Below are 23,011 nucleotides of genomic sequence, written 5' to 3' on the forward strand. Positions count from 1 at the left end.
TGTTTACTTTAAAACAGGCTATCTATAAATTATTTAGATAGCCTGTTTTTTTTTTTACTAAATCATAAAATCATTATTTATAGTGATTCCTTCCGCTTTAGTAAAAATTAAATTTGCTTAGTATGACTTAAAATACCTTAAGCTTAGTTTCTCTCAATAAATTCTATTTTATGAAAAATATTTTACTCATTTTTTGTCTTGTTTTTAGTGTCTGTAATTATGGACAACAGATCAAAAAAGGTTTGCTTGCAGATTTACAAAGTAATGTGCCAGAAACAGAGGATTTAATTTTTAAGGAAACTGTAGTAAATCAAAACGCAACTAATTGTTTGAATATAAAAAATGCAGTTCTGGATAAGGTTTTCGTTTATGATGTATTGGGAAAATTGCAAAAAACAATTGTGATTTTAACCAATAAAGAAAATCATATAATTGATTTGTCTCAATTCTCACAAGGGGTTTATTTTATTGTTCTCGAAAAGGATAATAAAACAGCCCGTCGAAAAATTGTCCTTAATTAGAATTGGTAACAAAATTGGACATATTAATCAGCTCAATAAATTTAAAAGAAAAATTAAAGGATGTCCATCGTGTTGAGATTGCCGGGATCAGTGCTTTGGGGAATAATCTTTTTCTTTTATTAAATATTTGGAATACTGAAGCATATAAATCTTTACTCCAACAGATTTTTGTATTTGATAGACATACTTTAAGGATTAATGATAAATATAAAATTTCCAAAAACTTAAAATGGAATTGTATTTATAATCTGAACGAGAATATTTATTTGATGAGTAATTTTTCAAGTTTGTATTCGGGTGCTGCATTAGTTTTATTTAAGGAGAATACAATTATAACTTCTCAATTGTTTGACAAAGGATATGCTACAGAAATTCACACTATACAAAGAGACCAGGACGATTCGTTTTTAATTAGTGGAAGCTGGCACCAATGTATTCCGTGTGGAAGCCATGATGATTATGTACCGGTGCAATGGCAAAGCAAAGTAACGATAGGTGATTCGGGTTTTATTGATGAAGATATAGATCAGTCAAATCCTAAAAGAATTGTGCTTCATATCCGGGATTCAGATTCAAATCCTGAAAATTATTATGTACTTGAAGATTATGGTATTTCTAAATATGATAATGATGATGTCTTAATCTGGAATCAGGGTCTCGGACATTATGGTGCTGAAAATTTACAGCCAATTCATAAAATGGTACCATTTTTTAAAATTCAAAATGGTAAAACAGTTCGGGATGGTGTCTGGTTTTCAGGGACAGATTATACGAACTCAGCAGAGCCATTTTTTGGCAGGATATCAGCAGGAGGAACGATTTTGTCTTTTAAAAATATACTTTTTAATTACCCTGAGATTTATAAAATTCATAACCTGATTCCGGGTAATGATAATAATTGTCTATTAATAGGAGAAACTCTGGAAATAGGGCATGGCACTGGCATATTTATGCTTTTTAATCACTTTTTAGAAGGAATGTGGCAGCAAAATATAAAATATCTCAATTTTAGTAAGACAGGTTTAGATTTAACGATTCAGGATGTACCGGAATTCCATAATCGTTATTTGCAGATTAAAGAAATTTTTCCACAAAGTGAAAGACTTGAAGATTTAAACGAAATCATCATTATTGGAAATACAGATCATTTTCGTGACCGGAATAACGGCTATATCTGGTCTGTCAAAATAAACAATGTTTTTAATACCGATTTAAAATGAAGAATCTCATCTTACTCTTTTTACTTTTTGGAAATATCATTGGTAACGCTCAAAATAAAAATATGGAATACGAATACGATCAGGAAAAATTAAACAATACTGGACAACGACACGGTGAATTGGTCCATACTTCTTTCGATGGAAAGACAGAATACAAACATTTGTACAATGAAGGAAAACTAATTGAAGAAACAAATTACCGTTATTTTCTGGAAGGTAAAAGAGAATTGGTCGGAAAATATAGAGAAGGAAATCCTTTTGAAGGCTATTTTGTTTACAGAAACTCACTTGAAATTCCGCTGATAGACTATTATGAAAACGGAATGTTTTCTGCCCGTTACACTTGTTCACTACTGGATTTGATCAATTATGAGGGACAGGAATTTAATTTAAAATTCACTAAAACCACTTATAAAAATGATAAACCCCAAAACGGATTGGTACATAAAGAACAATTCCGTTTAGATGACGCAAATCTTTTAGCTTCAGAATATTATAAAGATGGCAAAATTACAAATGTAGATTTCTGGGTTATGGCAGTAAATTATGCCGAACTGTTTAAGCTTAAGTTTTTGCCAAAAGGTTATACCATTTATAAAGAAAGTTTGCCAAATGTTGAAGATGAGGCAATAGACAACAAGTTTAGAAGTGTCACAGTTGAATTTCAGGATTCAAACAACGGAAATATACTTTATGAAGTCGAGAATAAACTGATTACAAAATATAGTTTCAGTTATTCAGATGTAACACCAAAAACAGAGCCCTTGGCAGGTTTTTTATCCTATTTTTTCTTCAATGACAATACAGTTTTAAGGTCTCAGAATTGCAATCTGCAAACCAATAAAGAATTATACAACGAAGCGTATGGTCCTAATGCAAATCTGATTTCGAGAATTTTTTTAATGATGAACAACCAGCCGGTTCCTTATTTTTCTGATAAAGGAACTAATGATTATTCACTTGTTCTTGAATTAGATAAACGTATTGATACTAATGCAGTTCTGTATCTGGACGAAAAAGGAAATCCGGTGAGAGGATTTTTGATAGAGAAAGATCAAAATCATAAATATAAATATACACAGTACGAAGATTCTAAAATCATTTCTCAAAAAGTGGGACAGACTTTAGAATCAATAAAAGAGTCCATTTTAAAATTAGCAGAACAGTAGTATGAAAAAATTTCAACTCAAAATAGAGAAAGAAACAAAAGAATTTGCAGCGAAACATCCTGCTGAATACAAAGTGATAATAGATAAAATAAGAACGTACAACTACATTGATTACACAGATGATTATTACAAATTTAAACTGGTTACAGATCAGCTAAAAGAGATTTACTTAAACAAGGCTTTGCAGGATTACCATGTTACAAGAAGTAAAAAACTAAGAATAGAAATTATAGAAATTGCCGATTATTATCTTGACAGGCAATATGATATAATGATTTCGATGGATAATGAAGAAGCATTTCAAAAGGTTTTAGAATATGCTACTGATTTTTTGAAAGGCGAAAGTTTTTTGTTTCATCAGGGGATATATGTAAACGGACAATCTCTTTTTGCACTTGTGAAGGCTTATTATAATCCAAAGTTCAAACAAGATGTTGTTGTATTTTTTAATACCGCTTTTAAATATGCCAAAACCTATGCAAAAGAAAAAATAGAATATGGCGAAAAAGCAAATAAAGATCCTGATGGTTCAACATTATTAGAACTGGTTCAGGCGATTTCCTCTTTTAAGGAAGAAGACCGGGAGCAATTTGCTGATCTGGTTTTTGAAATTTATAAGTTCAGCAGTAAAGAGAAAAGAAGTTATGAAACAAATCAGACTTCCGGTTTTATTGCAATTCAGTTAACATATTTTCAAACAGTATTTGATATCAGTGTTATAAATAATGCTATTACAAAGACTGGTAAGTATTATCAGGAAAATGTCTTTGTGAAACAAACTTTATATGCAAAATGGTTTTTAGAAAAAAATACTGAGGAGCCATTATTATATCTGCAAGATATAGAAAAAAACAGCAATCCTATATTCGCTGTTTTTGCTTTAACCGATTTAGGATGCAAAGAGGCTTTACCCTTATTTATCGAAAAACAGAAAGAAAACCAAAATCCTGTAATTGGAGAGATTTATGAGGAAGCAATCCAAAGACTGCAGAATAATTTTGTTCCTGAGAATCAAACCGAAAGAATGATCTGGCTTAACGGAAATTTAACTCCAACACAAAGAGCGCTTGGAGCAGAGAATGATAATGTTTTTGTAAAACGGGCAAGACAAAAACAGGCAGTTGAGGAGGTTGTTTATGAAACTGATGATGATAACTTGTAAAAAAAATAGAATTTTAGAGGCTATCGAAACTATATAATAAAATAATACAGAGTAATTCGAGATAAAAATATTTTAAAGGCAATACGAGTTAAATGATTTTTTAAAATTTAAATGAATGAAATTTTATGAGCGAATTGCTTATAGTTAAACAAATAGAAAAGACATTATTAGAGATTGTGTCCCATGAAGACAACCCAACAATCATTTTTGTTTACATTGATACTTCTATTGATGAAAAGATGGAAACAGTCCCTTTTCTGAATATTTATGGCAGTTTGATTTTCGACAATGGAAACTTTGAAGAAGCTTTAAAAAAGGCAGTTTATAATTGTGATAGTGGTTATATAGAAGATGTGTTAGAAGAGATTGATTCAAGTAGTTTTGAGATTAATCTTTCAGCGTTCTATCCTAATTGGCCTGAAAAACTTGAATTTGGAGACCATAAGGTAATAAACATTATTAATTCTGTTATTGATAAAAATCAGGAGAAGTTTAATTTAGTTGAAAAATTATATTTTGCTTATGTAGATAATTTTCATTTTGTAAAAATCATTGATAAACCAATACATAAAAATAAATTGTACTAAACAGTAGCAATTTCTTTAGATATTTTTTTCGAAAATAAATAAACGATGAAAAATTACAGTTCTTATAAAAAAACAGAAGAAGTTTATTTTGGCGGTGACCTTGCTTTTCCGGTAGCAGTAATAGTATTTGCAGCTTGTATTACTTACGGATTGCTCTATTTTTTTGGTGTTGCAATTGGTGTCATTTTTAATGTGATTATTTCCTGGTGTGCCTATTTTTACTTGTATTATTTTGGAAAATCAAGTACAGCCATAACTTTTGATTTTTTAATAGGTGTTGTCCTTATTTCGGGTTTATTTTTATTTGTTGATTATGGTGTTTACACATTGGTTGTTTACCAAAAAACAGGTGTGTTCAATAAACTTTATTTTCAGTTATGGCTTTCTGTTTTGGTAGGGATTCCCTTTCTGTATTACGCTTTTCTATATGGCCGTTATTATATCGAAGAGAAATCAATGGCAGATAATTATTTAAAAGTTTCATTAAAAATTCATCATGACAGGGAACTGCTTACATATATAGACGTTATTCAGTTTGCTAATACTTCGAAGCGTACAATGTCTGACATTAAGCTAGAAAAACCTCTTTGTTTTTATTCAGAAAAGGAACTGAACAAAATGAATGAAAGTGACAGGATTTATTATTTAGAAAAAGATATTTTTAGCAGTATGATTCACATGCCATTTAATACAGATTTTCTTTTTATGTCCTGGTATTCTATTATCGAAGATAAATATTATGATCTCGAATTGCCTTTTCCTTTTGATAAACTGGTTATTGAACAGGAAAAATATCCTACCAATGTTTCGGCTGTTTTAAGAGGTAAGAAAACCAAAAGACTCAATCTGCATATTCTTGCCAATGGCGGAATTCGTCTTTTTAATGAGGATATTATTTTAATAGATCTTCCTTCCGGTATTCCAAATGATGTTACAGAAGAATTTCGAAATGAAAAAATAAAATTACATCGTAATTCACATGAATATTATAATGATCCGGTCGTTTTTTCGGGGTTGATAGAAAAAATTAAATCCTCTAATGGAATTGAAGAGCGATTTTTAATACAAAACAAAAAGATTTCCTGGAACATTAATATATCAGGACTTAAAGGAAATAATTATCTGGATGTTTTTGATGTTGCGTTTAATGAATATAAAAGTGAGTTAGTTGAATTGGAAATTACGGCATTGAGATTCCTGCCTAAAAAACTTGGAATTGTGTACAGGGGAAATTATTTGTACAATTGGCTGATGTTACACATTAATACCCGGAAATTATATCATTCCATATTACAATTAGCAGACAGAGATGAAGAAACTTCAGTAAAGTTTGACCTTGTTTTTGAAAACTTATCCAAAACAGATTTGAAATTCAGAATTCAGGTCAACGATAAATCCTTATTATTTAACGACTGGAAGATTGAAATTAAAAAGGACCGAAAACAAGATATGGAAGATCATTTGCTCGATATAGACGAAGATCAACAAAAAAGAACTCTGTACAAAGAGGGCTGGGACCTGGTATTTGATAAAAAGTATGATCTGGCACAGGAAAAATGTAATACCATTAAAACGATAGATCCAAAGTATGGTTTTGCTTATTTTTTGGAAGTCAGAATATTATGGTACAAGGAAGGATTTGAAGCCTGTTTTGCCAAAAAAGATTATTTTATAGCTAAGACGCAACATGAGCCGGCTGCACTGGCACATATGTACAACAATTACGGCTGTTTATATGACCAGCAGTCCCGTTATGATGAATCCCTGTCTTATTTTGAAAAGGCTATTCTGAGTAACCCGAAAGACGGAATGTATGTCTGTAATCTGGCTGAAATATATTGCAAACTCAATAATCCCAAAAAGGCACTGCAGGCAGCAGAAAAATCTAAGGAATTAGGGCATGAATCATCAACTTTAAATGCGATTTTAGAAAGTAAAGGCATTCACTATTTATGAGAAAAATCACCATAAATAGTGATTCCCGGAAAAATCAATAACAATACATTTGATTTCAAATATAAAAATATGATGAAGCCAGAAATAGCCTTTAAAACCGGAATGTCTCTTAAGAATACCCGAAATGACTATACGATCAACCTCCTGATTAAATAGTGATGAAAAGATATAAGATGTATAAAAAAGCTGAGCCTGTCTGTTTGAATTTTGAGGAATTACTAAGCAGTATTATTTTACCGTTGGTGATAGTATCTTATGTTTCTTATCCTGTCATGTATTTTTTTGGAATTATGATCACAGTGTTTTTTAATGGAGTTATGACTTTCATGACTATTCATTTTCATAAAGGGCTGAAGAAATTCATTCCAATTTTAAATGTAAACAGTGAAGAAGCAGGTTTAAAACCGGCTTGTTATCGAATATTTTCTTTCTTGCTCATATTTACCGTTTTATTGATTGCCGATTTCGGGTTTTATTTATTGGTTTTATATCAGAAAAAAAACGAATTCAGCCTTTTCCTCTTTTGTTCATGGCTGTTCATTTTGTTTGGGTTACCGATGGTTTATTACACTTTTAAATCAGGGCAGTATTATTATAAAAAGAAACAGCAGGATTTGGAGTTTATGAATATTATTCTGGCTATTAATCATGATATGGATCTTTTTCTGGCAGTAGATAATATTCAGTTTGTAAATACAGTGAACAGAAATTCTTCTGATATCAAAATCAAAAATAACATACGATATTATTCTCATAAAGAATTTATTAGCACAAAAACAAAAAACAGGCAGTATTATGCCAGTAAAGAAGGTTTTAGGGAGCTGGTGCAGATTCCTTTAAACACAGACACCGTTTTATTGTCATGGTTTTCGTATATCGAAAACAAATATTATGCTATCGAAATTCCCTTTCCTCTAAAGGATTTGATGACAGAGCCTGAAAATTCACCAATTGATAAATTCAAAGTATTCCGAAAGGAAACTAAAATTTTATACCTGCATTTGTATCTCAATGGAGGGGTAAAGTTCTTTTATAAGGATATGATAGTGATAGATTGCCCGGACAATGCAGAAAGAGTTATTAGTGAAGAAGATAAAAAAATGAAATTCGGAATGACAAATTAAAACAGCTAAACATTTACAAGGAATGACTAATTAAGAAATAAGCAATTGAATGATGAGGTGTCAGATGAAGTAAATTTCATGTTTTTCAAAATACAAAATCATTATTTATAGTGACTACTGGTAAAAATCTCAGAATTAGATTTGTATTATAAAGTTTTAATTAATAATAAAAATGTAAATCATGGGATTAGCAGAAAAACGTTTAGCAGAAGCCATTAAAGTTGAAAAACTACCTGAATTTGAAGCAAAACTGAAAGATAAGGCAGGATACGATATCAAAGTAGATATCGACTGGAATACTTTTACAGCTTTTAATCAATATCCGCTTGAAAGATTGGATATTGTTTTTGATGATCTGGAATCATTTGTAAAAAAGATTTGTGCAGACGATTTAGGAAAAGAAGCTTTAAAAGATAAACTTACTACTATCCATTTAACTAATACCGAGCATAATGATGAGGTAAAAATGGAGTTAAAAGATAATACTTTGTTTTTGACACATCAGCTTGTTCAGGCTTCTTTTAGTTCACAAACCGATTCACAAATAGCATCATACGTAGAAAGCCAATTGTAATGATTGAATCCTACAAAAAAAATCTGCTTATAGATTTTACAGGCTGGTTTATAAAACTGGCTGATTTTGCAGAAAAAGCAGAAGATAATTCCAGTTTGCCAAAACTGGAATTACTGCTTCATACAGGAAATGTAATCCGGGGCTGTATTATCGGATACGACAGAACCAGGCAGGAAAAACTCCTGATGGTTTTAGAAACTTCTGATTTGGATGTAAAATCAAGAATTACATTGGTTCCGGGCATGCAGGTAGCCGCGATAACTTTTAGTGATGCAGATAAAGCTATTATGAATCTTGAAACTCCTTCAAAAATAAGTATTCTGGAATTAAAGCGCAGTGCTAAAATAATTGAAGAAGATTTGGAAAAAAGTACTGCGTCTAAAATCAGCCTGGTTTTGGATACAGACAATTATCCGGAAGAAAACAGAAAGCTTGTTTTGGAAACGATTAAATTTTTGCCATCAATTTTTGAATCGTTAACTGAAGACGAATTAGGAAAAAAAGCTATCCTTGAAAATATAAAAAATATTAAAATTTCAATTGCCGAAACTGATTCAACAGTTTTAGAAGATAAAGAGCTTCATATTAAAATAAGCTCGGGTTATAAGTTTCCACACAAAGAAAAGGAAAGAATCAAAAGAGAGATTGAGAGTGTTTTGTAGTTTTTTTACAATTTAGTAAAGAAAGGTAATTCTGAAAATATATCTTCAGAATTGCCTTTTGTTTTTATGAGTGTTTTTAGATGTTAAAATAATACAGCTTTCTTTGGTGTATTAGAAGTGTATTATCAAATATCAGTCAACTAATCCATTTTCTACAGCATATTTTACAAGACCAGCTGTATTTTTAGCATTTAGCTTTGATAGCAAATTGCGTCGGTGTGTATTTACCGTATTTAAACTAATAAAAGTTTTCTCTGCAATTTCAGCGGTATTGTATTCCTGGGCAATTAAAACCAATATTTCTTTTTCGCGGGAACTTAATTCTGTTAAATTCGAAATTTGTTTCTCTATTTTTTGACTGTTATTAAGATATTGTTCTTCAACTTCTTCAGAAAAATAGTTACTGCCTTCTGCAACACTGTAAATTGCTTCTAATAATTCGGCTTTTTCGGCATTTTTCAAGAGGTATCCGTTAACTCCAATTCTGATTAGTCTCGAAATTATTTTTGCATTGCTATGTGTGCTGACAATTATAATTTTAATAAATGGATATTCTTTTTTTAATAATTTACTCAGCTCAATCCCATCCATCTCAGGCATGCTGATGTCCAGAAGTATTATGTCTGCCTTTTGAATTTTTAAAATATTCAAAACCTCAATACCATTTACTGCTTTTCCAATTATTTTTATTCCGGATTCATTTTCAATCAGTGAAACAATTCCCTGAAGAAACATAGTGTGGTCATCGGCAATAATAAGTTTTAATTTTTCCATCAATCAGATATAATTTTGGTTATAATTTAGTTAGGTTATCAAGCTGTTTTTTTACGTTAATCCCTTTGTTTGTTTCATTGCTTATTGATGATAAAACAGGGATTTCAATATTTACAATCGTACCCCTTTTAAGTTTCGAATCCACTACAAAAGAGCCATTTAATTCGGCTATTCGGCTTTCTAAATTTATAAAACCAATACCGGGTTTGTAATTTTCTGTATTAAAGCCAATACCGTTATCTTCAAATAAAATATTCAATACATTTTCGATAAAGTTAAGCTGTAAATCAATTTTTGAAGCTTTTGCATGTTTTATAGTGTTAGTTAAAAGTTCCTGAATTATTTTGAAAATTTCAATTTGAATATCTTCATTCAGGGTATCTATTTCTTTTTTCGGATATACTGTAAAATCAGTTTTAATAGTACTGGCTTCACCTATATTTTTTAGATAAGATTCTAAAACTTCACAAAATTTATGGTGTGTAAATTTCTTCGGAATCAAAGTGTGAGAAAGGTTTCTTACATGGTTATAAGTTTCGTCTAATAATGCTGTAAGATTTTTAATTTTTGGAGAGCTGGAAATTATTAAATGATTCAATTGAAGTTTGATTGCAGCCAGATTTCCGCCAATACTGTCGTGCAGTTCCTGGGCAATACGCTGTCTTTCTTTATCCTGCGCGCTAACAGAGGCCTTGATTAGTTTTAATTCCTGATCCTTTAAAAGATTGTTGATGTTCTGTTTGCTAATTTCAGCCTGTTGAATGTTTAACAAACGTTGTGTTTTTAATCGTTTATAATACTGAAGCAATAATCCGATAATCGGAATTAATACAATCAGAAACCCGAAGATCGTTAATAATTTGGTTTCTTTTTGCTGTTTGATTTCTAATAATTTCAGCTGTTGGTCTTTTTTAAGTAAAGATATTTCGCTGAGTTTTTTTTGAGATGAATTTTGAAAAAACAATATAGTGTTTTCAGTTATCTTCTGAGAAATTTGTTCCTGAAGATTTAGATTCTCAATAGCTTCTTCCTGTTTTTCAAGTTTTAATTTTTTGGTAGTATTATCAAGCTGTAAAAACCGTATTTCTTTTTCCTTCTGGGCTGTCTTGTATTTAATCTCTAGTTCGTTAATCTCCTTTATTTTCTGAATTTTATTCACGGAATCTTTCACTCTGGTAGATTTGGTCAGATAATCGAAAGCACTTTTATAATCGTTTTGTAAAACAGCAATTTTTTTGAGCTGCTCATAAAAAGATATCTGATTATCTAAATAGCCAAAATTAACAGCTTTTTGAAGCGCATTCGAAAAAACATCTTTTGCTTCATTGTATTTTTTTAAATCAATGTAAGTATCACCAATATTACCTCTTGCGACCAGTGCAATTTGATTCAGTTCGTTTTTATCGGCAACCAAAATAGCTTCATCATACATTTTGATGGCTTCATTTGGCTTCTGCTGCAATTGATAATTGGTTCCAAGGCTAAGAGCAATTACAGCTCTCGCTTGTTGATTATTTGTTTTTTCACTTATTTGTTTTCCCAGATTGTAATAATAATTTCCTTTTTCAAAATCATTTGCATCCGAATAAATATCACCCAGATTAATATAACTGCCTAAAAGTATTTCTTCATCTTTTTTATATTCTAAACATTCTTTGTACGATTTTATGGCATTCGTATTATCGCCCAAAGTCTTATAAATACTGGCAAGTCCGTGCAGGTGTGTATAATAAAGATTGGTTTCTTTGTATTTTTGAGAAGTCTGAAGACCTTTTAAATGCCATTTTTTGCTTACTTCAAATAATCCTTTTTTCTTATAATTTAACCCCATGAGGTTATAACTCAAAGAAAAGAGTCTGTTTTTTAAAGAATCGTTGGTTAATCTGCTATTGTACTTTAAGGCTTGATCTGTGTAATAGATAGACGAATCTAAAATGGCTCTTTTATTGTAATAATAAGCCTGTAATAAATTAAGACTGGCAATATTAGAAGGATATTTTGCTTTTTTTATAAATGATTTAGTGTTTCTAAATGCCTTTTTTTCATCTCCTTTGTTGTATAAATTATAGAGAGCTGTAACAGTTTTTTTTTCCTCAGCTTCTGGCGATTTTTTGACAACAGGTAATGTTTTTTTAATGTTATTATCAATTTGGGAATACAAGCTGATGGATAACATAAAAAAAAGAAATGCAAAAGAACTTTTTGAATTAATTACCATGTTGTTAATAGGTGTGGTTTGAAATTTAAGGTGTTGTAAATATGGGATTTATATAAATTTATTAAAGCATTTAAAATTAGCATAAATAGATTTTAAATTGCCTATTTTATCTAAAAAAAATCAACAAATTAGTTAAATAAAGATTCGTGAAAAAAGTAAAACCGAACTGATTTTAAATTAAAATTATATTATTTCAAAGATAAATTCTATAAAAAGTAAATCATAAATTATTGTAAATTTACTCTACTCAAAAAAGACAAAATCATGAAAAAACACTTATTTATAGCAACTATCACACTAGCTCTGGTTTATGCTTGTGCAACAAATCCAGTTACAGGGAAAAAAGATCTGAATTTTGTTTCTAACAGCGAATTATTTCCTTCATCTTTCCAGCAATATGATACTTTCCTGAAAGAAAACAAAGTGATTACAGGGACTGCAGACGCTAAAAAAGTAGAATTGATAGGAACTAAAATTAAAGCTGCTGCCGAAAAATATTTAACTTATTTAGGGCAAACACAATACCTGAAAGATTATCGCTGGGAATATAAATTAGTTGACAATAAAGAAGTGAATGCGTGGTGTTTGCCGGGAGGTAAAATTGTGGTTTATTCTGGTATTTTACCAATTACGCAGGATGAATCAGGTTTGGCGACTGTTATGGGACACGAAGTTTCACATGCTTTGGCAAACCATGGAGCTCAAAGAATGAGTGCAGCACAATTACAGCAGTTAGGAGCTGTTGGAGTAGCAGTGGCAACGGGAAGTCAAAGTGCACAAAGTCAGGCGATGTGGCAAAAATATTATGGATTGGGTTCAGAGGTAGGAGTGATGCTGCCTTTTAGCAGAAGCCATGAAAGCGAAGCGGATAAAATCGGTTTGACTCTTATGACGATAGCAGGCTATAATCCGGATGACTCGATTGCTTTTTGGAGCAGAATGTCTGCCAAATCCGGAGGTTCCGGAACTCCAGAGTTTTTGAGTACGCACCCTTCTGACGCTACCAGAATTGCTAATTTGAAGTCATTAATCCCGCAGGCCAGAGAAACAGCTGCTAAAGTTGGAATTATTAGAATATAAATTCTTCGGGAACTTTATTTAAGTCATAAGTAAATTTTTGAATCAGAATTTTATTTTGAATATATTGTTCGTAACTCATATTTTTATCAAAAAGTAAAATTATTTGAGACTGAGCGGTGTAATCTATTCTTTGAATAAAATTCAGAATTTCGGTCTTTTGAATATCTGTATTGTCAATTGAAACGGTATTGCTCTGTTTTTTAAATCGAAGAACAACTTTATCAGTTTCAGTTGACTTTTCTGTTTTATAATACACTTTTGTAAACGGTAAAAAAGCTAAGTTCTTCCCAACAGAATCGGCATAAGAGTAATAATTTTCAGCTTTTTCGTTTTTGTGAGCACTGTCTCCACGCTTCTTTTCCTGTAATTTCATAACTTCAGGAATTACTAGTTTTAAAGGCAGACGTTTATCAATATTGAAAATCCAATTGGTCGAAATAATACTGTTTTTTCGGTTTACTTCTGCCAAAGTATCCTTTCCTTCAACTTTAAAGAAGATGTAAATTGGCGAATGATCCTGTACATCTTTTACAATAGAAACATTTGATTTTGGTAGTAAAACGTCTTTTTTTTCTTCACAAGAGAAAATTAATAACGCAATAAACAGAGTAAAGTATTTCATATTTATTTTATTTTTATTCAATTTCATAATCTCCTTCTTTAAGTAATGGAAGCCAATGCGTTAAATTTGAAAAGCGCATGATGTGATAACAGTCATAGCCTCCTAAAAGTACTTTTTCCGGGGTAAGCAAGACTGTTACTTTTTTTGGATAACATTCAAATTTTGCTTCGTAAATTGATATTCCTTCAAAAAAATTATTCAAAATATAGGGAGATTTTCGGCTTCCGTCGCCATATTGAAATATTGAGGTAATAATTTTTACCATCATTTCAAAATAAAGATTAGATAATTCATGATTCCCCAAACCTTTATATGCATAAGCTAATTCTTTATGTCCACTGATATTGTTTGGACTTAGGTTTAGAATCTCTTTGGATGTGATAATTGCCTCATCATACTTTTTATCTTCATTCAATTTGTACGCCTTGCGAGCCATACTGTCTAAACGAGTTGGATTTATTGTATTGGAATGGATTTTATATTTAGTCAGACTTATAATTTGTGCTGCCGTTACAGCCGTAGTATCAAGTTTTTGAAGCAGTGTCTGAACATTTTTATAATAATAGACAGAATTTTGATTTGTCAATTCAGTAATTGATACATTATAAGGTTGAATGCTTTTTTGAGATGTGTTCTCTTCAGAAATGCTAACATTATTCGATACTTCAATTATTTTTGTAGCAGATTCTTCATCCTCTTTTTTGCTCTTTTTTGAAGAATCTCCATAAATTAAAACTTTTGTTTTAGCATTTTGTTTTGGTGGTATCGGTGGCAAAGGCACTTGCGAATAGTTTAAGTTCACCGCTAAAAAAATAAAGTAAAGAAGGGGATATTTGTTTTTCATTTTTGTACAAAAGTTTACTCAAAATTTGTCATTTAGATATTATTCAATTTGTCAAATAAAGTAATACATTCGACAGCTTCTTTCACATCATGAACACGAAGAATTTTTGCTCCTTTTGTTAAAGCAATTGTATTCAGAAAAGTTGTTCCGTTTAAAGCTTCTTGGGGAGTGATATCAAGCGTTTTATAAATCATTGATTTTCTTGAAATACCCGCCAAAACAGGTAATTCTAAAAGATTAAAAAGTTCCATTTTCTGCATCACTTCATAATTTTGATCGGTTGTTTTAGCAAAACCAAAACCCGGGTCCAAAATCAAATCATTAATTCCTAAGCTTCTGGCTTTTTTTACTTTTTCAGAAAAATAGAAAAGCATATCTTTTACAATGTCATCATATTGCGTCATGCTTTGCATAGTCTGTGGATTTCCCCTCATGTGCATCATGATATACGGAACGTTATAATGCGCAATTACATCAAACATTTTCTCGTCTAATTCTCCTGCTGCAATATCATTTATGATTGCTGCACCGCTTTCTATACTTGCTTTGGCGACTTCAGCTCTAAAGGTATCAATTGATAATAAGGTATCGGGAAAATGTTTTAAAATCAATTCAATTGCAGGTATAATCCGATCGATTTCTTCCTGTTCCGATACAAATTCAGCACTTGGTTTGCTTGAATAAGCTCCTATGTCAATAAATGCTGCGCCTTCGGAAAGCATTTTATCTGTTTGTGAGATAATTTCATCTTCGTTTTTATATTTTCCGCCGTCAAAGAAGGAATTCGGAGTAATATTCAGGATTCCCATTACTTTTGGGATAGACAGATCTATAAGTTCTCTTTTGCAGTTAATCAACATTTTGTTTCAAGTTTTTATTTGTTTCAAGTTTTTATTTGTTTCAAGTTTCAGGTTGATGCAGATTGCGCAAGTTTTACAACTATACCCGAGGCTTAAAACCTAACTGGCGAAGCAAACCTGAAACTTGAAACTTTTTTCAGCTCCAAGTTATTCCGTTAACACTTTGTTTAGAAAAAACTTAAAACAAAGAAAACATGAAACTTGAAACTCTTTAATTTAATCCTTATTTTTGAAGAAATTTTAGCAAATATACAGCAATAAATGAAGAATACTTCCTTAGAATTTGATAATGTAATTACGGTTTGCCGTAATTTATTCATCAATAAAATGAAAGATTACGGCAGCGCATGGCGTATTTTAAGACTGCCATCCCTGACGGACCAGATATTCATAAAAGCACAAAGAATTAGAAGTTTACAGGAAAACGAAATCCGAAAAGTTGATGAAGACGAGAAAGGCGAATTTATCGGAATCATCAATTATTCGATTATGGCTTTAATTCAGTTAGAGCTTGGCGTTGTCGACCAACCTGATCTTGACGTAGATAAAGCAACTGAATTATATGATGCTAAAGTTAAACTGACAAAAGATTTAATGGAGGCTAAAAATCATGATTACGGTGAGGCATGGCGTGACATGCGAGTAAGTTCTTTGACCGATTTGATTCTGCAAAAGCTGCTTCGCGTAAAACAGATTGAAGACAATAAAGGAGCAACATTAGTTTCTGAAGGTATTGACGCCAATTATCAGGACATGATTAATTATGCTGTTTTTGCCTTAATTCTAAATCCTAATAAATAAATAAAATTTCAAATATTTAAGTTCCAAAATCCAATGCTAAACTTGAAATTTGGAGTTTGATATTTTAAAATAACCCCAATTTTATCATTATCATGAAAAACATCATTACCCAATTTTCCCGATTATTTGTCGGTGTACTTTTTATCATTTCCGGACTGATTAAATTAAACGACCCGGTTGGTTTCTCTTATAAGTTAGCTGAATATTTTAGCGAACCGGTTTTTAACATGCCTTTTTTAGAGCCATTTGCTTTGGGATTGGCAATCTTTTTAGTGATTTTAGAGGTCGTTTTGGGTGTAATGTTATTGGTAGGATACAAAACTAAAACAACAATATGGAGCCTATTACTTTTAATAGTTTTCTTTACTTTCCTTACTTTTTATTCTGCTTATTTTGATGTAGTTAAAGATTGTGGCTGTTTTGGCGATGCTTTACATTTAACTCCTTGGGAATCGTTCACAAAAGACGTTGTTTTATTATTTTTTATTCTAATTTTATTCTTCAATCAAAAATTAATAAAACCTTTATTCGCAAAATCAAAAAACAATTTTGCAGTTTATCTAAGTGTTATTTTATGTGCTTTTATGGCTTTTTGGGTTTTAAATCATAATCCAATAAAAGATTTCCGTCCTTATAAAGTAGGAACTAATATTGAAAAAGGTATGGAAATTCCTGAAGGAGCGCCAAAATCAGTTGTAGAGATGGTTTTTATTTACAAAGTAAATGGTGTTGATAAGGAATTTACCGAAAAGGATTTAATGAATATCCCTGAAGGAGCAACATTTGTTGACAGAAAAGACAAAGTAATTACAGAAGGTTATGTGCCGCCAATTCACGATTTTACTATGACCAAAGATGATTCTGACTATAAAGAAGAATTATTGAAAGAGCCAAAATTGTTGATTTTTGTAACTTATGATTTGAATTTATCGAATATTGATGGTTTAAAAAAGTTAGAAAAATTAAATCAGGAAGCTAAAGCAAAAGGATATAAAGTAATTGCAATGACAGCTTCCGGTGCCGATGTAATTGAAAAAACTAAAAAAGAATACGGCTTAAATGTTGATTTTTATTTCTGTGATGCCACGGCTTTAAAAACAGTTGAAAGAGCTAATCCGAGCATAGTTGTAGTTCAAAAGGGTACTATTGTTCAAAAAGTGCATTATAATGATATTCAGGATTTAATACTTTAAAAATAAGCAATAAATCCCTGTTAAATTAATAGAATCCGGGCTCCAAATGTTGTGTTGAAATTAACAATTTTGGAGTCTGGATTTTTTGAATTTGTAATTTTCTTTTTTGTACTTTTGCTTTAGAATACAAAAAAACAATTTAATAGAAATTATATTTTAAAAATTAAATGTTTCAGAATTATAATTTTATCATCACAATTGCGTTATAATGCAGATTAAGCTCTTAACAAACATGTTGAAAAAATTTGTTCTGTTTTTTTTGTTTTCATTTACAACCGTTTCTTTCGGTCAAATAGGAGGGCGGTATGCATATCAGTTTTTAAATTTAACAACTTCGCCGAGACAGGCTGCGTTGGGAGGAAAGTCAATTACGATTTATGATGAAGATGTTAATCAGGTTATGTTTAATCCGGCAACATTAAATGCAGATATGGATAATCATTTGGCAATGAATTACGGTAATTACTATGGTGAGGCTTCTTACGGAACAGCTTCATATGCCTATACTTACGACAGGCATTTGCAGACTTTTTATGCCGGAATAAGCTATATAAATTATGGGACATTTGAGGGATATGACGAAAATGGTCAGGCAACCTCAGATTTTACAGGGAGTGAAGGAGCTCTTTCTTTAGGTTACGCATACAATATTCCATATACAGATATATTTATAGGAGCAAACGCAAAATTAATTACCTCTACTTTAGAAAATTATAATTCTGTTGGAGGAGCGTTAGATTTTGGTTTTTTGTTTATAGATCAAAGAAATGATGTAAACTGGGCATTGGCGATACGAAATGTTGGAACTCAGTTTACTACTTATTCAGGAATTAAAGAAAAATTACCTCTTGAAATTATTGCAGGTGTTTCACAAGAATTGGATCATGTGCCTATCAGATGGCATCTTTCTTTAGAGAATTTGCAGCAATGGAATATTTCTTTTTCGAATCCGGTACGAGGCCAAGGAAATCTTGATGGCTCTACAGAAGAAGATAAGGTTTCTTTTGTGAACAACGCTCTTAGACATGTGGTTTTTGGAGTTGAACTTTTTCCTAAAAAAGCATTCAACATTCGATTAGGATATAATTTTAGAAGAGCAGAAGAATTAAGAATAGAAGAACAACGTAATTTTTCGGGTGTTTCATTAGGTTTCGGATTAAAAATGAACAGACTAAAATTTAATTATTCATATTCTAAATATACATTAGCAGCAAATACAAGTCTTTTTGGTTTAAATATTAATCTTCAATAATTGATTTAAATGAGAATATTTAATTTGATTTTAGTTTTAATAGTGTCAGGTGCTTTTATAAGTTCAAAACCTTATTTTAAAGATGAACCTAATAGCTTAGAAATAGAAAGAATTAATTTTAGAATTGATGAAATGAAATCAATGCTGAATTCTAATTCTAAATACAACTCTAAAATTGCTTTTTTTGTTGACATGAGAATTCCGTCTGGTAAAAATCGTTTTTTTGTATACGATTTGCAAAATAATAAAATCATAGATCAGGGACTTGTAGCTCATGGATGTGGTTCGGAAACCGGGATTAAAGGAGACTTGAAGTTTAGTAATGTACCCAATTCAAATTGTACTTCATTAGGAAGATACGCTATCGGAAGTAATTATAATGGAATTTTCGGAAAAGCTTATCGATTATCTGGCCTGGATGAAACTAATAGTAATGCATTCAAAAGAGCGATTGTTTTACATCATTATTCTGCAGTTCCATACGAAGAGCAAGATCATTACATCAGCCGTAGTCATGGCTGTCCAATGGTTAATGAACAATTTTTTAAAAGAATTGAAAAAATCATTGACGCTTCAAAATCAAACATCCTTTTAGATATTTATTATTAAAAAGAGTAACCTTTCTTAATTACACCACTTTGAAAAATATTACTATTGCTATAGACGGCTTTTCATCAACCGGTAAAAGCACTTTAGCAAAACAGCTGGCCAAAGAACTTGCTTATGTATATGTAGATACAGGTGCAATGTACAGGGCAGTTGCATTTTATGCAATGAAAAACAATTTTATTAAAGTCGATTTTTTTGATAAAAAAGTTTTAATAGATTCACTTCCAAATATTCAGCTAGAATTCAGATTTAATTCAGATTTAGGCTTTGCAGAAATGTATCTGAATGGTGAGAATGTTGAAAAGCAAATTCGTACTATTGAAGTTTCCAGTTTTGTAAGCAAAGTTGCAGAAGTTTCTGAAGTTCGTTCAAAATTAGTGGAACAACAGCAGGAAATGGGCAAAAACAAAGCCATTGTAATGGATGGAAGAGACATTGGTACCGTAGTTTTCCCTGATGCCGAACTTAAAATTTTCATGACTGCCAGTGCAGAAACCCGTGCACAAAGACGTTTTGACGAATTACAACAAAAAGGGGATAATGTATCTTACGAAGAAGTTTTAAAAAATGTAATAGAAAGAGATCATATAGACACACACCGTGAAGATTCTCCTTTGGTAATTGCTGAAGATGCTATAGAAATTGATAATTCCTATTTAAATAAAGAAGAGCAATTTTCCGCTGTTTTAGAATTGGTAAACGAGGTTGTTAAAACTGCTTAATTCTTTGTAGATTTCATTTTAAATAGTAGTTTTACCGCTTAATTTATTTAAAGACAATTCATCTATGGGAATTAAAAACAGATTGATTGTAATGAGTTTTCTTCAATTTTTTGTTTGGGGAGCCTGGCTTATTACTATTGGAAATTATTGGTTTGGAACTAAAAATTGGGAAGGAACTCAATTCGGTTTGGTTTTCGGAACAATGGGAATTGCTTCTTTATTTATGCCAACTCTGACAGGTATTATTGCTGACAGATGGGTTAACGCAGAAAAATTATATGCAGGTTTACATATTTTGTATGCAGTAGTTTTATTTAGTATAGCTCATGTTACAACTCCTGAAAATTTTATTTATGTAATGCTGGCTGCGATGTGCTGTTACATGCCAACAATTGCTTTAAGTAATTCCATTTCATATACTTCTTTGAAATTAAATAATAAAAATGTTGTAAAAGATTTTCCTCCTATTCGTGTTTGGGGAACAGTAGGTTTTATTGCTGCTATGTGGATTACAAACTTAACAGGGAGCAAAGCAACAGAATATCAGTTTTATATTGCCGGAATTGGGGCTTTGATTTTAGGTTTTTATTCTTTTACATTGCCAAAATGTAAACCACAACGCTTAACAAAAGAAGATGCTTCATGGGTTGAGACTTTAGGTTTGGAGTCTTTTAAATTGTTTGGAAATTACAAAATGGCATTATTTTTTATCTTCTCGATGTTTCTGGGAGGAGCTTTACAATTAACGAATGCTTATGGAGATGTTTTTTTGGATGAATTTAAACACTTTCCTAAATATGCCGATTCGTTTGTAATAAAATATTCAACTATTATTATGTCAATTTCTCAGGTTTCTGAAACCTTGTTTATTTTGGCAATTCCATTTTTCTTAAGACGTTTTGGAATCAAACAGGTGATGTTGATTAGTATGCTGGCATGGGTTTTACGTTTTGGATTATTTGCTTTTGGAGATCCTGTTACAGGTTTGTGGATGATCATTTTATCCTGTATTGTTTACGGAATGGCATTTGATTTTTTCAATATTTCTGGTTCTTTATTTGTAGAAACTAATACCAATTCTAAAATTCGTTCTTCTGCTCAGGGATTATTTATGATGATGACTAATGGTGTGGGAGCTGTTTTAGGAAGTTTGACTTCAGGCTGGGCAATTGATAAATATTTTACAAAATCATTTTTAACTGCCAATGAACTTTCTACATTTTTAGAGACAGATGCTTCTAATTCTAAAATGTTAGATTTTGTGAAATCACAGGGGAATTCAATTTCAAGTGATGGAGTTTTTACTAATCCGGTTTTAATGAAAGATTGGCATACTATATGGCTTTCTTTTGCAGCTTATGCTTTAATTATTGCAATCGCTTTTGCTGTTTTGTTTAAACACAAGCATGATCCAAAAGAATTAGAAAATATCGGTCATTAATACATATAGAATTTTTTAGAAAAAAAAGAATCCCACAAATTAAATACAATGTTTAATTTGTGGGATTCTTTTTTGATGTAAAGTTATATTATTTTTTCGTATTTTTTAAGTGATAATAAAGCTTGTTCTTTTATTTTGTCTTGAAAAAATCCGGTCCAGCCTAATAAATAACCAGTAACTCCGAAGGCTTGTTTTGCCCATTTCCAAACATCAAAGTTGTCAGTATGTTTGATAATCAGTCCATCCTGAAAAATAAATTCAGCTGAAATTTGATTAACTACTTTTCGATTGGTTTTACTAAAATTATAAGTAGCAACCCAGCGTGCAGATCCCGAAAATTCATCAGCTTTTATATCTGAGAATTCAATTTTGATATTTCCTTTGCTTTTTAAAAGAAGCATTTCCCACATCTTAGAAACATGATTACCTGTCAAAAGTCCAAAAGCAGGATCTATAAAATGAACTTGTGGATGGTAACATTGACTCATTGTCTTGGCATCAGCATTTGCAAAAGCAGTATAAAACTTACTGATTAAATTTTCGTTTGGATTCATTCTAACAATATTTGACTATAAAAGTAAGATTATTTTTGGATTCACAAACTTTATAGCTGACTTATTGCTGTTGCTGTGTCAAAACTTTTTTTAGATTGGTCATAAGCAGTAGAGAAGTAATTTTTTTTATTTATTGCTGTAAAATATCCGGTTTGGTTTCCAAATGTATTTGAATTTCCGGTTATGATAAATCTAATTGCTTTGATATCTGTTTTTTTTAGTTTTAAAAATTCGGCTGGCGTAAAATAATAATAGGAGGTTGTTTTTCCTTCCTCAGTTTCTTTCATGTTTTTGTCTGTACAAGCAATTACGTCGGCATTTGCCAAATCAACATAAACTCCTCCGGCAATTCGGGCTTTGTCATTTGCGGTTGCAATGGTTAATTTTAAAATGCCGCCTTTGTCTGTTTTTGCAATCTGAACATTAATTTCTCCTGTAAAAGCATATTTTTCGCAGATAAAAGTATAAGTTTCAGTTGCTGGAAATGGTTTGGAACCTTTTACACTTAGATTTTGCTGTGCATTAGCAAAAAATGAAATTAAAAGAAACGAAAAGAAGGATAGTTTTACATTCATAAGTTTGTCAGATTGTTATTTGGTTATTTTAGCATCAAATTTTTCATCCCAATCCATTGATTTTATAGCAGAAATTAAATTTTCTTCATTTACAAAAACTCTAAGCTCTTTGTTGGCAACTTTTTTTGTATACAACGCATGATAGCGGTAAATAGTTTCCTGCCTGGTTTTATAAACACCATCTAATTTCAAATCAACAAAACTTCCATAATATTGACGAAATCTCAAACAGGTTTTCGTCAAACGTTCTTCAGTTGTGTTTTCCATTACCGATTTGGTAACTTCTGTTTCGTTGAATGGTTTGAATCTTGACGTATTACATGTTTCAAGTACTCTTTTGCCCAACGAATATGCTTTGTTTTGCTGATTTGAATTTATTTCAGATGTCAGAACCTTTTTAATTTTTAAATCTTCAGTATCTCTTTTTACAGTTTTAGATTTACATCCAATTAATAGTAACAAACATATAATCAATCCTGCTTTCTTCATAA

General features: G+C 31.0%; 24 protein-coding genes. 16 read left to right on the forward strand and 8 right to left on the reverse strand.

Annotated features, from left to right (window positions below; genetic code table 11):
• Positions 1 to 170 precede the first annotated feature (170 nt).
• From GWR14_RS00600 to GWR14_RS00640, 9 genes are all read left to right on the forward strand, one after another.
• Positions 171 to 521, forward strand: coding sequence for a T9SS type A sorting domain-containing protein (locus GWR14_RS00600; RefSeq protein WP_163407009.1), 351 nt, complete (start codon positions 171 to 173; stop codon positions 519 to 521).
• 14 nt (positions 522 to 535) lie between these two features.
• Positions 536 to 1,741 carry a hypothetical protein gene (locus tag GWR14_RS00605; RefSeq protein ID WP_163407010.1) on the forward strand — a complete coding sequence of 402 codons (1,206 nt, stop codon included), beginning with the start codon at positions 536 to 538 and terminating at the stop codon, positions 1,739 to 1,741.
• Entirely contained in the window at positions 1,738 to 2,910 is a 1,173-nt protein-coding gene (locus GWR14_RS00610; RefSeq protein ID WP_163407011.1) for a hypothetical protein, read from the forward strand. The genes GWR14_RS00605 and GWR14_RS00610 overlap by 4 nt, the downstream gene beginning before the upstream one ends.
• Position 2,911: 1 nt before the next feature.
• Positions 2,912 to 4,072 (forward strand): hypothetical protein, encoded by a 1,161-nt coding sequence (locus GWR14_RS00615; protein ID WP_163407012.1) that lies wholly within the window; start codon positions 2,912 to 2,914, stop codon positions 4,070 to 4,072.
• A gap of 125 nt (positions 4,073 to 4,197) precedes the next feature.
• Positions 4,198 to 4,659: a hypothetical protein gene (locus tag GWR14_RS00620; RefSeq protein ID WP_163407013.1), complete on the forward strand. Its 462-nt coding sequence runs from the start codon at positions 4,198 to 4,200 to the stop codon at positions 4,657 to 4,659.
• 45 nt (positions 4,660 to 4,704) lie between these two features.
• On the forward strand, positions 4,705 to 6,615 hold the full coding sequence (locus GWR14_RS00625; protein WP_163407014.1) for a tetratricopeptide repeat protein: 1,911 nt from the start codon (positions 4,705 to 4,707) through the stop codon (positions 6,613 to 6,615).
• Positions 6,616 to 6,788: 173 nt separating this feature from the next.
• A complete protein-coding gene (locus GWR14_RS00630; RefSeq protein ID WP_163407015.1) occupies positions 6,789 to 7,739 on the forward strand; it encodes a hypothetical protein in 951 nt (316 codons plus the stop codon).
• A gap of 181 nt (positions 7,740 to 7,920) precedes the next feature.
• Positions 7,921 to 8,313, forward strand: coding sequence for a hypothetical protein (locus GWR14_RS00635; protein ID WP_163407016.1), 393 nt, complete (start codon positions 7,921 to 7,923; stop codon positions 8,311 to 8,313).
• The gene (locus tag GWR14_RS00640) at positions 8,313 to 8,975 is read left to right on the forward strand and encodes a hypothetical protein (protein ID WP_163407017.1); all 663 of its coding nucleotides are present in this window, start codon (positions 8,313 to 8,315) and stop codon (positions 8,973 to 8,975) included. Before GWR14_RS00635 ends, GWR14_RS00640 begins: the two co-directional genes overlap by 1 nt.
• Before the next feature lie 132 nt (positions 8,976 to 9,107).
• Here GWR14_RS00640 and GWR14_RS00645 read toward each other — a convergent pair whose 3' ends face one another.
• Both GWR14_RS00645 and GWR14_RS00650 read right to left on the reverse strand, forming a co-directional pair.
• Positions 9,108 to 9,749: a response regulator gene (locus GWR14_RS00645; RefSeq protein WP_163407018.1), complete on the reverse strand. Its 642-nt coding sequence runs from the start codon at positions 9,747 to 9,749 to the stop codon at positions 9,108 to 9,110.
• 19 nt (positions 9,750 to 9,768) lie between these two features.
• The gene (locus GWR14_RS00650; protein ID WP_246236249.1) at positions 9,769 to 11,925 is read right to left on the reverse strand and encodes a tetratricopeptide repeat-containing sensor histidine kinase; all 2,157 of its coding nucleotides are present in this window, start codon (positions 11,923 to 11,925) and stop codon (positions 9,769 to 9,771) included.
• 306 nt (positions 11,926 to 12,231) lie between these two features.
• Between GWR14_RS00650 and GWR14_RS00655 the strand changes: the two genes are divergently transcribed.
• Positions 12,232 to 13,047 carry a M48 family metallopeptidase gene (locus GWR14_RS00655; protein WP_163407020.1) on the forward strand — a complete coding sequence of 272 codons (816 nt, stop codon included), beginning with the start codon at positions 12,232 to 12,234 and terminating at the stop codon, positions 13,045 to 13,047.
• On the opposite strand, the gene GWR14_RS00660 is transcribed toward GWR14_RS00655, so the two are convergent.
• Genes GWR14_RS00660 through folP form a run of 3 tightly spaced genes read right to left on the reverse strand, consistent with a single transcriptional unit; the run spans position 13,037 to position 15,373 of the window.
• A complete protein-coding gene (locus GWR14_RS00660; RefSeq protein WP_163407021.1) occupies positions 13,037 to 13,669 on the reverse strand; it encodes a hypothetical protein in 633 nt (210 codons plus the stop codon). The genes GWR14_RS00655 and GWR14_RS00660 overlap by 11 nt on opposite strands.
• A 13-nt stretch (positions 13,670 to 13,682) precedes the next feature.
• Positions 13,683 to 14,513 carry a DUF4919 domain-containing protein gene (locus GWR14_RS00665; RefSeq protein ID WP_163407022.1) on the reverse strand — a complete coding sequence of 277 codons (831 nt, stop codon included), beginning with the start codon at positions 14,511 to 14,513 and terminating at the stop codon, positions 13,683 to 13,685.
• A gap of 32 nt (positions 14,514 to 14,545) precedes the next feature.
• On the reverse strand, positions 14,546 to 15,373 hold the full coding sequence (gene folP, locus GWR14_RS00670) for a dihydropteroate synthase (RefSeq protein ID WP_163407023.1): 828 nt from the start codon (positions 15,371 to 15,373) through the stop codon (positions 14,546 to 14,548).
• A gap of 261 nt (positions 15,374 to 15,634) precedes the next feature.
• On the opposite strand from folP, the gene GWR14_RS00675 reads away from it, so the two are divergent.
• From GWR14_RS00675 to GWR14_RS00700, 6 genes are all read left to right on the forward strand, one after another.
• Positions 15,635 to 16,174 carry a DUF1599 domain-containing protein gene (locus tag GWR14_RS00675; protein WP_163407024.1) on the forward strand — a complete coding sequence of 180 codons (540 nt, stop codon included), beginning with the start codon at positions 15,635 to 15,637 and terminating at the stop codon, positions 16,172 to 16,174.
• A 92-nt stretch (positions 16,175 to 16,266) separates the two neighbouring features.
• On the forward strand, positions 16,267 to 17,367 hold the full coding sequence (locus GWR14_RS00680; RefSeq protein ID WP_163407025.1) for a BT_3928 family protein: 1,101 nt from the start codon (positions 16,267 to 16,269) through the stop codon (positions 17,365 to 17,367).
• 232 nt (positions 17,368 to 17,599) lie between these two features.
• On the forward strand, positions 17,600 to 18,619 hold the full coding sequence (porQ, locus tag GWR14_RS00685; RefSeq protein WP_163407026.1) for a type IX secretion system protein PorQ: 1,020 nt from the start codon (positions 17,600 to 17,602) through the stop codon (positions 18,617 to 18,619).
• Positions 18,620 to 18,628: 9 nt separating this feature from the next.
• Positions 18,629 to 19,228, forward strand: a complete 600-nt coding sequence (locus tag GWR14_RS00690; protein WP_163407027.1) for a murein L,D-transpeptidase catalytic domain-containing protein — start codon at positions 18,629 to 18,631, stop codon at positions 19,226 to 19,228.
• Between the two features lie 29 nt (positions 19,229 to 19,257).
• Positions 19,258 to 19,950 carry a (d)CMP kinase gene (gene cmk, locus GWR14_RS00695; protein ID WP_163407028.1) on the forward strand — a complete coding sequence of 231 codons (693 nt, stop codon included), beginning with the start codon at positions 19,258 to 19,260 and terminating at the stop codon, positions 19,948 to 19,950.
• A 64-nt stretch (positions 19,951 to 20,014) separates the two neighbouring features.
• Positions 20,015 to 21,391 carry a nucleoside permease gene (locus tag GWR14_RS00700; protein WP_163407029.1) on the forward strand — a complete coding sequence of 459 codons (1,377 nt, stop codon included), beginning with the start codon at positions 20,015 to 20,017 and terminating at the stop codon, positions 21,389 to 21,391.
• Positions 21,392 to 21,474: 83 nt separating this feature from the next.
• On the opposite strand, the gene GWR14_RS00705 is transcribed toward GWR14_RS00700, so the two are convergent.
• Genes GWR14_RS00705 through GWR14_RS00715 form a run of 3 tightly spaced genes read right to left on the reverse strand, consistent with a single transcriptional unit; the run spans position 21,475 to position 23,009 of the window.
• Complete coding sequence (locus tag GWR14_RS00705; protein ID WP_163407030.1) at positions 21,475 to 21,945, reverse strand: nuclear transport factor 2 family protein; 471 nt, start codon at positions 21,943 to 21,945, stop codon at positions 21,475 to 21,477.
• A 50-nt stretch (positions 21,946 to 21,995) separates the two neighbouring features.
• Positions 21,996 to 22,520 (reverse strand): hypothetical protein, encoded by a 525-nt coding sequence (locus GWR14_RS00710; RefSeq protein ID WP_163407031.1) that lies wholly within the window; start codon positions 22,518 to 22,520, stop codon positions 21,996 to 21,998.
• Between the two features lie 15 nt (positions 22,521 to 22,535).
• Complete coding sequence (locus GWR14_RS00715; protein WP_163407032.1) at positions 22,536 to 23,009, reverse strand: hypothetical protein; 474 nt, start codon at positions 23,007 to 23,009, stop codon at positions 22,536 to 22,538.
• Positions 23,010 to 23,011: the final 2 nt, after the last annotated feature.

The sequence above is a fragment of the Flavobacterium ajazii genome (genome assembly GCF_010614725.1).
Classification (GTDB): Bacteria; Bacteroidota; Bacteroidia; order Flavobacteriales; family Flavobacteriaceae; genus Flavobacterium; species Flavobacterium ajazii.

Excerpts from the sequence above, each read along its gene's own strand:
- folP (WP_163407023.1), bottom strand. The coding sequence starts at position 15,373 with ATGTTGATTAACTGCAAAAGAGAACTTATAGATCTGTCTATCCCAAAA.
- GWR14_RS00680 (WP_163407025.1), top strand. The coding sequence starts at position 16,267 with ATGAAAAACATCATTACCCAATTTTCCCGATTATTTGTCGGTGTACTT.
- GWR14_RS00655 (WP_163407020.1), top strand. The coding sequence starts at position 12,232 with ATGAAAAAACACTTATTTATAGCAACTATCACACTAGCTCTGGTTTAT.
- GWR14_RS00640 (WP_163407017.1), top strand. The coding sequence starts at position 8,313 with ATGATTGAATCCTACAAAAAAAATCTGCTTATAGATTTTACAGGCTGG.
- GWR14_RS00625 (WP_163407014.1), top strand. The coding sequence starts at position 4,705 with ATGAAAAATTACAGTTCTTATAAAAAAACAGAAGAAGTTTATTTTGGC.
- GWR14_RS00635 (WP_163407016.1), top strand. The coding sequence starts at position 7,921 with ATGGGATTAGCAGAAAAACGTTTAGCAGAAGCCATTAAAGTTGAAAAA.
- GWR14_RS00710 (WP_163407031.1), bottom strand. The coding sequence starts at position 22,520 with ATGAATGTAAAACTATCCTTCTTTTCGTTTCTTTTAATTTCATTTTTT.
- GWR14_RS00615 (WP_163407012.1), top strand. The coding sequence starts at position 2,912 with ATGAAAAAATTTCAACTCAAAATAGAGAAAGAAACAAAAGAATTTGCA.
- GWR14_RS00620 (WP_163407013.1), top strand. The coding sequence starts at position 4,198 with ATGAGCGAATTGCTTATAGTTAAACAAATAGAAAAGACATTATTAGAG.
- GWR14_RS00660 (WP_163407021.1), bottom strand. The coding sequence starts at position 13,669 with ATGAAATACTTTACTCTGTTTATTGCGTTATTAATTTTCTCTTGTGAA.
- GWR14_RS00675 (WP_163407024.1), top strand. The coding sequence starts at position 15,635 with ATGAAGAATACTTCCTTAGAATTTGATAATGTAATTACGGTTTGCCGT.
- GWR14_RS00630 (WP_163407015.1), top strand. The coding sequence starts at position 6,789 with ATGTATAAAAAAGCTGAGCCTGTCTGTTTGAATTTTGAGGAATTACTA.
- GWR14_RS00700 (WP_163407029.1), top strand. The coding sequence starts at position 20,015 with ATGGGAATTAAAAACAGATTGATTGTAATGAGTTTTCTTCAATTTTTT.
- GWR14_RS00650 (WP_246236249.1), bottom strand. The coding sequence starts at position 11,925 with ATGTTATCCATCAGCTTGTATTCCCAAATTGATAATAACATTAAAAAA.
- GWR14_RS00715 (WP_163407032.1), bottom strand. The coding sequence starts at position 23,009 with ATGAAGAAAGCAGGATTGATTATATGTTTGTTACTATTAATTGGATGT.
- GWR14_RS00665 (WP_163407022.1), bottom strand. The coding sequence starts at position 14,513 with ATGAAAAACAAATATCCCCTTCTTTACTTTATTTTTTTAGCGGTGAAC.
- GWR14_RS00645 (WP_163407018.1), bottom strand. The coding sequence starts at position 9,749 with ATGGAAAAATTAAAACTTATTATTGCCGATGACCACACTATGTTTCTT.
- GWR14_RS00600 (WP_163407009.1), top strand. The coding sequence starts at position 171 with ATGAAAAATATTTTACTCATTTTTTGTCTTGTTTTTAGTGTCTGTAAT.
- GWR14_RS00610 (WP_163407011.1), top strand. The coding sequence starts at position 1,738 with ATGAAGAATCTCATCTTACTCTTTTTACTTTTTGGAAATATCATTGGT.
- porQ (WP_163407026.1), top strand. The coding sequence starts at position 17,600 with ATGTTGAAAAAATTTGTTCTGTTTTTTTTGTTTTCATTTACAACCGTT.
- GWR14_RS00690 (WP_163407027.1), top strand. The coding sequence starts at position 18,629 with ATGAGAATATTTAATTTGATTTTAGTTTTAATAGTGTCAGGTGCTTTT.
- GWR14_RS00705 (WP_163407030.1), bottom strand. The coding sequence starts at position 21,945 with ATGAATCCAAACGAAAATTTAATCAGTAAGTTTTATACTGCTTTTGCA.